The sequence below is a fragment of the Corallococcus sp. BB11-1 genome (assembly GCF_026626625.1).
GTDB classification, from domain to species: domain Bacteria; phylum Myxococcota; class Myxococcia; order Myxococcales; family Myxococcaceae; genus Corallococcus; species Corallococcus soli.
Genome location: NZ_JAPNJY010000007.1, coordinates 319180 through 330600, shown reverse-complemented (window position 1 = coordinate 330600; position 11421 = coordinate 319180). Strand labels below are relative to the sequence as shown.

Annotated in this window: 5 protein-coding genes; 3 read left to right on the top strand and 2 right to left on the bottom strand. The window is 68.4% G+C overall.

The window, feature by feature from the left end:
- The first annotated feature begins 82 nt into the window (after positions 1-82).
- Positions 83-1681, top strand: a complete 1599-nt coding sequence (locus OV207_RS08275) for an MBL fold metallo-hydrolase (RefSeq protein ID WP_267554008.1) — start codon at positions 83-85, stop codon at positions 1679-1681.
- A 32-nt stretch (positions 1682-1713) separates the two neighbouring features.
- Here the strand turns inward: OV207_RS08275 and OV207_RS08270 are convergent, their stop codons facing one another.
- Entirely contained in the window at positions 1714-3549 is a 1836-nt protein-coding gene (locus OV207_RS08270; RefSeq protein ID WP_267554006.1) for an ABC transporter ATP-binding protein, read from the bottom strand.
- On the bottom strand, positions 3546-6587 hold the full coding sequence (locus tag OV207_RS08265; protein ID WP_267554004.1) for a hypothetical protein: 3042 nt from the start codon (positions 6585-6587) through the stop codon (positions 3546-3548). The genes OV207_RS08270 and OV207_RS08265 overlap by 4 nt, the downstream gene beginning before the upstream one ends.
- Positions 6588-7413: 826 nt before the next feature.
- Between OV207_RS08265 and ffh the strand changes: the two genes are divergently transcribed.
- Positions 7414-9069: a signal recognition particle protein gene (gene ffh / locus OV207_RS08260; protein WP_267554002.1), complete on the top strand. Its 1656-nt coding sequence runs from the start codon at positions 7414-7416 to the stop codon at positions 9067-9069.
- Between the two features lie 206 nt (positions 9070-9275).
- Positions 9276-11396, top strand: a complete 2121-nt coding sequence (locus OV207_RS08255; RefSeq protein ID WP_267554001.1) for an Ig-like domain-containing protein — start codon at positions 9276-9278, stop codon at positions 11394-11396.
- Positions 11397-11421: the final 25 nt, after the last annotated feature.

The window sequence follows — 11421 nt, the reverse complement described above, 5'->3', positions numbered from 1 at the left end:
ACCCTCCCATCCCGCCCTGGCGAGCCCCGCCTGAACCTGCTTTCCTGAACCTCCATCCCCCTGCCCCGCCACCGACCCAGTCATGTCCGAGACCCTCTACCGATTGGCAGACCACACCTGTGTTGCCCCGCTCGTCCAGGGCTGGACGGCCTGGTGGATGACCGTGGCCCCCGTTCCGGCCAGCCTGCACGTGCACAAGGCCCAGCTGCCGCTGCTCCAGGCCTACCTGCAGAGCCCGGAGTTCCACGCGCGGGCGTCGAAGGACGCGGCCCTGAGTGGGGGCACCTTCGTCGGCATCGCGCCCGAGCGGGCCGGTGAGGTGAAGGCCCTGCTGCAACAGATGCAGGAGTCGCAGGTGGACCGGGTGCGCTTGGCCGAAGCCCTGGAGGAGTTCCAGGGCTGGCTGGTGGAGGAGGCGAAGGGCCAGTCCCTGGAGCCCCTCTACGAGAAGCTACCGGAGCCCCTGCGAGGCCTGGTCGAGCTCTCGTACGACTACATCAACCGGCCCTTCGTCCGGGTGATGGAGGGGGCGCTGTACCGCGCCGGCTACCACAAGCCCCAGCTCCAATCGCTGCGCCTGCTCCCGCTGGAGTCGGACGCCAGCCGTCCCCACCTCTTCACGACGCCCTACCTGATGGAGCCCGGTCAGATTGACTGGGCGGTGCCCTTCTCCGAGGAGCGCATCAGCCGCCTCTTCGAGACGGACCTGTCCCCCCGCCCGCTCGGCCACCTGCGCGACGTGATGGGCCCCGCCGTCACCCGTGACGAACAGCTGCTGCCCCTGCTCACCGACGCGCCGCCGTCGCGGTACACGCCGTGGGAGGGCCCGGGGCCGCGCGTCCGCTACCTGGGCCATGCCTGCGCGCTGGTGGAGTGGAAGGGCATCACCATCCTCGTGGATCCGGTCATCAGCGCGCGTCCGACCAGCGGGGGCATGCAGCGGCTCACCTTCCACGAACTGCCGCCGCGCATCGACTACGCCCTCATCACGCACAGCCACCCGGACCACCTCGCCATCGACACGCTGCTGCGGCTGCGCCACCGCATCGGCCAGCTGGTGGTGCCCCGCTGCAACGGCTTCCTGGTGGGGGACTACTCCCCCAAGCGGCTGGCCCACTCGCTGGGCTTCCAGAACGTGCTGGAGCTGGACACCTACGAGTCCGTCCCCCTGCCGGACGGTGAGCTCATCTCCGTGCCCTTCCTGGGCGAGCACGGCGACATCGGTCACGCGAAGTCCTCGTACGTGGTGCGCACCGGGAAGCAGCAGCTGCTCTTCGCCGCCGACTCCATGTGCGTGGATGACGCCATCTACCGGCACATGCGCCAGAACCTCGGCCCCATCCAGACGGTCTTCATGAACACGGAGATCGAAGGCGCCCCGCACACCTGGACGCTCGAAGCGCTCTTCCCCAAGAAGCGCGACCGCAAGCTGGAGAAGAACCGGCGCTGCCGGGGCAGCAACACGGGCGAGGGCCTGCGCATCCTGGAGCTGGTGGGCGCCTCGAAGCTGTACAACTACGCCATGGGCCTGGAGCCCTGGATGGAGCACATCATCGGCCCGCCCTGCGCCCCGGACGCACCGCGCATGAAGGAGTCCGACCGGCTGCTCGCCGAGGCCCGCGCCCGGGGCCTGGGCGCGGAGCGGCTCTACGGCGTCACGGACCTCGTGCTGGAGTCCTGAGCGTGGGCCCCGCGCGCCACGCGGGGCTCCGTTCAGCGGTAGCGGGAGGCCTGGGTCTCGTACATCGTCGCGTAGCGGCCACCCCCGGCGAGGAGCAGGTCATGCGGCCCCTCCTCCACGATGCGGCCGCCCTCCAGCACGAGGATGCGATCCGCCATTCGCACCGTCGAGAAGCGGTGGGAGATGAGCAGCGCCATCTTCCCCGCGGACAGCTCACCGAAGCGGTTGAAGACGTCCTGCTCCGCCTTCGCGTCGAGCGCCGCCGTGGGCTCGTCCAGCACCAGCATCTGCGCATCGCGCAGGTAGGCCCGAGCGAGCGCGATCTTCTGCCACTCCCCGCCTGACAGGTCCACGCCGCCCTCGAAGCGCCGGCCCAGCATCTGGGCGTAGCCCAGCGGGAGCTGTTCGATGACCGTGTTCGCCAGGCTCTTCTGCGCGGCCTGCGCGATGAGCTCGGCGTCCTCGGACCGGTCGATGCGCCCCACCGCGATGTTGTGCGTGGCCGTCATCTCGTAGCGCGCGAAGTCCTGGAAGATGACCCCGACCTCGTGCCAGAGGTCCTCCAACGCGTAGTCCCGCAGGTCCACGCCATCCAGGAGGATCTGCCCGCCGGTGGGGTCGTAGAGCCGCATCATCAGCTTCACGAGCGTCGTCTTGCCCTGCCCGTTCTCCCCGATGAGGGCGAGCCGTTCGCCCGGCGCGATGTGGAAGCTCACGCCCTGGAGCGTGGGCTGCGTCCGCCCCGGGTAGGTGAAGGTGACGTCGCGGAACTCCAGCCCCCGGCGGATCGGCCGGGGGACCGGCAGCGCGTCCGGCTTCGAGCGGATGCCCGGCGCCAGCGAGAAGAACGCCAGCATGTCGCGGATGTAGAGCGCCTGGTCCGCGATGCCCGCCCCGGTGACGGACAGCTCCTGGAGGCTGCGATTCGCGCCCGCGATGGCGCCCGCCAGGAACGTCAGCTCGCCCACCGTCAGCTCGCCCCGCGCCGCCTTGTAGACGACGAAGGCATAGGCGCCGTAGTAGCCGAAGGTCCCCACGACGGACAGCACCGACAGCCCGCTCAGCGCCCTCGCCGACAGGGCCACCACGTCGGTGAGCAGCTCGCGCGACAGCGAGTCGTAGCGGCGCATGAGGAAGCTGCTCAGGCCGAAGATCTTCAGCTCCTTCGCGCTCTCCTTGCTGGCGCCCAACTGGCGCAGGTAGTCCAGCTCGCGGCGCTTGGGCGTGTGCCGGAAGTTCAGCGCGTAGACCATCGCGCCGAAGTACGCCTCGCCAATGGCCGCGGGCACCAGGCACACCACGATGTTCAGGAGGATCCACGGAGAGAACACCAGGATGCCCACGCAGAGGCTCACCGTGGTCAGCCCCAGTTGCAGGAAGCGCGCGATGGCAGCGACCATCACCAGCCGGTCCGTCGCCTGCACCCGCGCCCGCTCCAGGCGATCATAGAAGGACGGATCCTCGTACGTGGCCAGGTCCAGCCGCGACGCCTGCTCCATCAGCTTGAGGCTGATGTGGCGCGTGTAGTTCTCCCGCAGGACGACGCCCAGGTAGTCGATGCCGCGCAGCAGCACCGCGCCCAGCACCGCGAGCCCGAACTCGATCGCCACCCAGCGCCACAGTTGCGGGGTCATCCCCGTACCGGCCGCGGAGCTGGCCACCACGTCGTCGACGATCCACCGCGCCACGACGAGCACCGCCACCGGCACCAGCGCCGCCAGCACGCGCAGCACCAACGACCCCAGCACCGTGCGGGGGCCGGACTCCCACACCATCTGGAGCACGGGCAGGATGTTCTTGAGCGCCGCCAGCCGCCCCTGGCGCCGCACCAGCTCCTGGGGCTGGACCTTCGCTTCCGGGCTGCTCATGAGACGTCCTTCATTTCGTAGACCAGGGTCTCCACCCACGCCGTCTGTCGGTGCTGGTGGAAGTGTTGCGACAGGACGTCGTCGCACAGCCGGTTCGTCAGCGCCAGGAACGTCACCCCCAGCGCCCGCCGGTCCGCCGCGTCCACCCCTCGCACCAGCGACTCCGCGGACAATTCAGGCCGGAAGCGCAGCGCCAGCGCCTGGACCTCCACCGGAGCCTCCGCCGCGCACGCCGCGTCCAGCACCGTGCGCGCACCGTCCGCCAGGAGGGTGTTCACGGGAAAGGCAAGGAACAGCGAGGGCAGCAGCTGCGCCCGCGCCCCGGAGACGCCCACCGGCCCCCGCCCTTCGGCGCGCGTCCTCCGGTCCGCGTCCAGCAACGCGGCCCAGTGCTGGAGTGGAAGCTGGCGCATGGCGATGCCCACGAAGCCCGCCAGGACCCCGCCTGACGCAAGAAGCGTCTCGTGCGACGTGGCGTCAGGGCCCGTCCTCAGCAGTCCGGCCCCGGCGTCGTAGCACCCGGCGAAGTCCATCGCCTCGCGTGACTCCCGCGCGCGGGAAGCGGCCCGTTCCAGGCGGGAAATGACTCCGGCGTCCTGGGAGGTGGACGCCCCCCGTGTCACGGCACGCAGGCCCTGCTCCAGCACCACCAGCGCCGCGGCCAGCACCCCATTCTCCGCCGTGTCCACGCCTCGCGGCTCCAGGGGTTGTCGCGTGCGGGTGTCATCGCTTGCGGCCCCCTGTTGCCCGTCCCGGGAAAGGCTCGCGGCCGAGTCCTGCACGGCCTCCAGGCGGTCGCCCAGCGCGGCGGCGTCGAGCAGGCCCAGGTGGTAGGCCGCCAGGGGAGCCACCAGCTCCAGCGCCAGGTCCGTGGGGGTGAGGACGTCATCCCCCACGGGCTTCGCGGAGGCCTCGAAGCGCTCCCAGACCCGCTTCGCCAGCGCGCGGTCGCCGTCCGCCGCATGCGAAGGGAGCGCACGAGGAGCGCGGGCCGTGCGGGCGAAGGCCGCCAGGGGAATCCAGCCGAGCAGCAGCGGCGCGGCCCACGGCAGCGCGGCGGGGTTCGCCCGCCACAGCGCTCCGCCAATGAGCAGCGTGAGCACCGTCGAGCCCCACACCTCCGGAAGCCTGAACGACGAGAGCGCCCGCACCTGGCGGGTCGCCTGCGAATGCGTCGTCCAGTCGAGGATGCGCGAGCGGTCCACGCCCATGCGGTAGAGCGCCCGGACGATGGCGTCGAGCACGATGGTGGTGAAGGGCAGCACGGTCGCCACCGTCATCAGGGTGCCCATGAGGAGGTGACCGGTCCTCCGCCGCACGAAGTGCAGGGCCTCCGTCAGAGAGGACGTGCGAAATGCATCGCGCACCATGGCGCCCACGCCGAGCAACAGCAGGTGCCGGCACAGCCACAGGAGCGTCGCCAGCGCCCAGAACGAGGGCTGGGTCCCTCCGGGGCTCGTCACCCAGCCGTAGGTGATCACGGCCAGCGCGGAGGGAAAGCTCAGGGGGGCGCGCAGGTCGCGCAGCAGCTTCCAGCGATCCAACACGGAGAGCGGCGTGGGCGTGAAGCGCCCGTCCCGTCCCGGCACCCAGGGGAGGATCCACGGCATGAGCTGATAGTCGCCCCGCACCCAGCGGTGCCAGATGCGCGCGGTGCCGGCGAGGTCCGGCGACCGTCCCTCCAGCACGGTGATGTCCTGGGCGAACGCGACCCGTGAGAACATCCCCTCCAACTTGTCGTGGCTCAGGACGGCGTTCTCCGGGATTCGCCCGTCGAGCGCGCGGTGGAACGCGGCCACGTCGTAGATGCCCTTGCCCACGAAATCGCCCACGCCGAACAGGCTCTGGCCCATATTGGGCAGCGCCTGCTTGAGCTCCCGCACGAGCGACACCGGCCAGCCTCCTGACGCACGCCAGGACATGCGCGTGGGGGCCTCTCCCAGCGCGGGCTGGAGCATCGAGTACCCGGACACGACCCGGAGGCCCGCCGCGTCGAAGCGGGCGCGGTTGAGCGGATGGTGCAGCGTCGCGACCAGCCGGGCGGCACTGCCGGGCAGCAGCTGCGTGTCCGCGTCCAGCGTGATGGCATAGCGCGCCGAGCGGACGACGTCGGGGACCTCGCCCACGTAGCTCGTGTCGTGAGCCCCCAGCACCAGCCGGTTGAACTCCTCCAGCTTGCCGCGCTTGCGCTCCCAGCCCATCCAGCGCCGCGACACGGGATTCCAGCGCCGCTCACGGTGCAGCCAGTGGAAGCGGTGCGCCTCCTGGAAGCCATGGCGGGCGTTCAGCTCGCGCACGCCCGCTTCCAAGCGCGCCAGCAGCTCGTGCTCGCCAGGCAACTCCTTCGCGTCCGCGTCGGGGAAGTCGGTCAGCAACGCGAATGACAGCGCTGGCGCGTCATTGCCCAGGAAGTGGTTTTCCATCCGCTGGAACTGGGCGTCGATGTCCTCCCCGCTCGCCACCAGCAGCGGCGTGATCACCAGGGTGCGCGTTTCGGCGCGGAACACCCGCTCAGGGTCCAGCTTCGGCAACACCGGAGGGCGGCGCACGGAGGCGGCCAACAGCCGGTCGACCAGCTCCTGAATCAGCTCGACGACCGGCAGCACCAGCAGCGCCAGCAATCCCAACCGCTGCGACACCGGCAGGCCCTGCGCCGCGAGGAAGCGCTCCAACGCCACGAGCGCGAGCACCGAGGAGCCGATGAGCCCCCCCACGTAGAGGTTCGCCGCGCGGCGCCGAAGCCCTCGTCCGAGCCGCGATGCCCAAGAACGCCGGTAGCCCAATGCCGCTTCGAGCCGGGGCAGTCCCTGGCCCAGCAGGAACATCCCGACGTGCTCCTGGCTCGCGCTTGCCTGGTTCACCGCCTCACGGGCGACCTCCTCCGGGGTTCGCGCCGTGGAGCCCGCGAGCGCCACGCAGACCTCCCGGTAGCGCGCACGCGTGGGCGCATCCATCACCGCGTAGACGCGCGCAGGATCCGTTTCGAGGACGCCGTCCAGGGCATCGGGGACGGAATGGCCCACCGACGGCTGCGACACGGAGACAGGCGTTTCCGGAGGGAGGGGACGACGAACGGGGGACAGCACGTTGGACTCCAGGCCTCTCCCCGGACGCGGCCCCGACCTCCACACCGGGAGAGCGCATCCCACGGGGGGGGAAAACTCCACGCGCCCAGGCAGCCAAGGTGCAGGAGCCGACGCGACCGGCATTTTCATCAGGAGCGGCAATAAACGCAAGACGCGCCAGACGTATCATCCCTGGATAATTGATGCCGGCTTGCAGCAGCAATGATGAGCCATGGAACACGGGTCTACCTGGCTGCCCGGAGCAAGCCTGACGGCGATTTCTGTCATGCAATCAGGCTGCATCTGTATTCCAGAGACATATTGATGCATTGAGTGAACCGCGATGCGGGCCTGCGCGGGACGGGCGGTTCGCGACCCGACATCCTGCCGGGCGAAGCCGGCGAGGACGCCACGGCGCTGGCGTCCCGCGCGGACCGGGCGCGTCAGGCTGGCGCCGCATCCCGGGACCGTGGACGGGAGGGCCTGCCAGGCCCCGGGAATGGTCGAACCACCCGCAGGAGCCAACACGGCTGGAGCCCCGTCCGCCAGGGCCCGACACGGCCCCGGGACCCGCTGGAAAGGCCGTCCCGGGGACGCGGCCAGGGGGGAAGCCAGGGGGAACAGCCCGGTTGGACCGCCGCGGAGGGCCTTCCGCGCCCTGGCGCAGGGAACGCGGGGCCCTGGAGGCACTCCTGGGGGCCCGGGGAGCAGGGGGAAGCCCCCCGATTCCTCCACTGCTGGACGGCCGGGGCTTCCGTGGGCGTCGCATCCGGCGAGGCCCTGTTATAAAGCGCCCCCCATGCTTGAGACCGTCACCAAGGGCTTCCGGGCCGCCAAGAACCGCCTCGCCGGCAAGAGCGAACTCACCCCCGACCTGGTGGACGAGTCGCTGCGAGACATCCGCGTCTCCCTGTTGGAGGCGGACGTCGCCTTCGACGTGGTGAAGAAGTTCGTCGCCCGCGTTCGCGAGAAGGCCGTGGGCGAGGTGGTGCAGACCACCGTCACGGACGCCGGGGGCCAGAAGCGCCGCGTCAGCGCGATGGACCACTTCGTCAAGATCTGCCACGACGAGCTGCAGGCCCTGATGGGTCCGGTGGACACCAGCCTCCACCTGAAGCCCAAGGGTCAGCTGTCCGGCATCATGATGGTGGGCCTCCAGGGCTCCGGTAAGACGACGACGACGGGCAAGCTCGCCAGCCGGCTCCTCCAGGAAGGGCGCAAGCCGTTGCTGGTCGCGGCGGACATCTACCGTCCTGCCGCCGTGGATCAGCTCAAGGTGCTGGGTGAACGGCTGAAGGTCCCCGTCTACCACGAGCCCGGCGTGCCGCCCCCGGAGCTGGCGAAGCGAGGCTACGCGGCCGCGCGCGAGCAGAAGTGCGACGTGGTGCTCATCGACACCGCCGGCCGGCTCGCCATCGACGAGACGCTGATGACGGAGCTGGAGGCCATCAAGGCCAACGTGCAGCCGGACACCATCCTGCTGGTGTGCGACGCGATGATTGGCCAGGACTCGGTGCGCACGGCGGCCGAGTTCGACCGGCGGCTCACGCTGGACGGCTTCATCCTGACGAAGCTGGACGGCGACGCGCGTGGTGGCGCGGCGTTGTCCATCAAGGAGGTGACGGGCAAGCCCATCAAGTTCCTCGGCATGGGCGAGTCGATGGACAAGTTGGAGGAGTTCCGTCCAGAGGGCCTCGCGGGCCGCATCCTGGGCTTCGGCGACATCGTCGGCCTGATGAAGGACTTCGAGAAGGTCGTCGACGAGAAGAAGGCCGAGGACGACGCGCGCAAGCTCCTGTCCGGCCAGTTCTCGATGAAGGACTTCGTCGAGCAGATCCGCATGGTCCGCAAGATGGGGCCGCTGAAGGACCTGCTGGAGAAATTCCCGCTCTTCGGCGACCTCACGGAGCACCTGAACCCGGACGAGAAGGAGCTCACGAAGATCGAGGCGATGTACGACTCGATGACGCAGAAGGAGCGCCTGCGTCCGGACCTCATCAACGCCAGCCGCATCAACCGCATCTCCAAGGGCAGCGGGCGCAAGCCGGAGGAGGTGCGCGAGCTGCTGCAGAAGTTCGGGATGATGCAGCAGGTAATGGGCACCATCGGGCAGAACCCGGGCCTGCTGGGCCGCATCCCCGGCTTCAAGCAGTTGGGACAACTGGGCCAGATGAAGAACATGGACCTGGGCAGCATGTTCGGGAAGGACCCGAAGGCGCTGGAGAAGGCCATGGCGGGATTGGGAGGCATGGGGGGCATGGGAGGTGGAATGCCCATGCAGCTGCCCCAGATTGCGCCGGGCTACACGCCGCCCATGGGCCAGGCCGCGATGGCCAAGGCCCGCCTGATGGGCTACGCGCCGCCCGCGGTGGGCAAGACGGAGGATCGCGACGCACTCAAGGAGCGGCGCAAGAAGGAGAAGGAGAACAAGAAGAAGAACCGCAAGAAGAAGTAGTCCGCTTCCAGCGGTGCCCGAAGTCCCCCTGCCCGTCCGTCCCCACCGAAGCCCGGGGGCCGGCGGGCAGACGCATTTCCAGGTCCGGCGAGACAGGCGAAGCACTCGGCCATCCCGCAGGCCGGACGCCCATCCTCCCTTCAGGACGGCCGTGCCAATCTGTCGGGTAGGGACCGACCGGAACATCCCTTGCAGAAAGTGCCCCCATGCCCCGTTTGAAACTCCTGATGTTGTTGAGCTGCATCGGCTTGTCCCCCGCGTGCATCGAAATTCCGCCCCTTGAAGCCCCCGTGGACGACGTCCAGCCGGATCCCAACGCCGACTTCACGCTGTCCGTGAGCACCTCGCAGGAGCAGGTCCTGCCCGGCGGAACCCTGGGCTGTGAGGTCCAGTTGGCGTGGGCGGGGGTGAAGGGAGGAGACGTCACGTTGAGCCTCCTCAATCCCCCGAAGGGCGTCGAGTTCCAGCCCACCACCCTGCGCGCCGAAGAGACGCGCAAGGCGTTGAGCATCCGCATCGGGGCTGACACGCCGCCGGGCCCCCATACCGTGACGCTTCAGGGAAGGAGCGGCGCGGTCACGAAGGAGGCCACGCTGGCGATGACGGTCGGGAAGGCCGGTGACCTGATGGTGAACTGGGTCGTCCCGACGCCAGGCAAGGCCTATACGAACGGGCCGCTGCTGCTCCAGTTCACGGTGGAAGGAGGCTCCGCGGAAGCGGTGGAGATCCTGAAGGACGCCAGCGTGCTGGCGAAGCCGACGGGAACCCCCTTCGCGTACACCTGGGACACGACGCAGGAGGCAGAGGGCTCCTACCAGCTGTCAGTCCGGGCCATCCGCGGAGGGGCCACGTTCATCAGCGCACCGCGCACGGTCGTCGTGGACCGTACGGCGCCCACGGTGAGTTCCTTCCTGCCCGCCAGGAACGCGGCAGCGGTGGGAGTGCACGAGTCGATTCAAGTCACGTTCAGCGAGCCCATGAATCCGCGCACGCTGACGGATGCGTCCGTGCAGGTCACGGCAAGCGACAGCGCTCCCATCGACAAGTCCGTCAACCTCTCAGCAGACGGAAGGACGCTGACCGTCACGCCCATCAATCCACTGGTCGCCCCCAATACCCTCCACGTGGAGTTCACGAACCTCGTGGGCCTCGTCATCACGGACCTCGCAGGCAACGAAGTGGTCGATATGCCTGCGTGGTCGTTCTCGGTGCCGACGTGGCTACCCCTGGGAGGGGCCATCAGCGCGGTCCCAGGCAACACGTCGGCGGAAGGTGTCGTCTTGAAGATGGACCGCAACGATCGACCCGTGGTCGCCTGGGCTGAGTCAGATGGCGCGACCAAGAACATCTACGTTGCGCGCTGGACGGGAAGCAATTGGAGCATTCTGGGAGGAGCGTTGAGCGGCATGGGCACGGTGGGTACGAATGCAACCCGCCCGACCCTGCTCATCGACAATGCCAATCAACCAATCGTCGGCTGGCAAGAGGAGGCCGGGCCTGGCCTGGACGATTCCATCTTCGTCCGCAGGTGGACTGAGAGAGGATGGGAGGCACTGCCATCTATTTCCCTCTTCCCTGGGGACTTTGCGATATCCACCCCTTCCCTTGCTTTCGAGTCGAACGCGACGTTGCATCTCTACGCGCTCAACAGCGGTGATGCGATCGCACAAATCGGCCACTATCAATTGACGACTGGAAACTCAGCCTGGACGCGAACTTCTCTCCCTAGGCCCAGTGAATCTCCGCGTGTCTACTCACTTTCCACAACCTTTTCGGGCTCCAAGGCCTTTATCGCATACAGCGTCCTTGACCTTTCGGGGACAGGCGATGGTCGCAGGGGTGTCGCCGTCTCTGAAAACGATGCGCCACCGCTAGGAGATGGAGTGCTTGGCGAGACAGCGTGGTCTCCTTCCGTCTCACTCGATAGCAACAGCCGCCCTTGGATCACATGGGCTGAATCGGCTTCGAGCCCTGAGTCCGATGGATTGATCTACTGGGCTCGATGGGAGGGCACGGCGTGGACCACACCCGTAGCCATCAGCTCAACATCGACGGGCAACCACGAGCCAGCATTGGGCATGAGCACTGGGGCTCCGCATGTTCTCGCGTGGAGTGGAATCATCAACGCAGAAAGGAGCATTTTCGTCAGCCGATGGATTGGCAATCAGTGGCACGGCTTTGACCGTCCGATTGATGCCCTGGCGGACACGGGCACCCCTGCATTCTCGCCCTCGATTGCCATGGATGCAGACGGCCAGCCACTGCTTGCATGGGTCGAACAAAGCGCGCTGTCAGCAAGCATCTACGTTTCCCGACTCAACCACTAAGGTCCATCAAAGCCACTACGGAGAG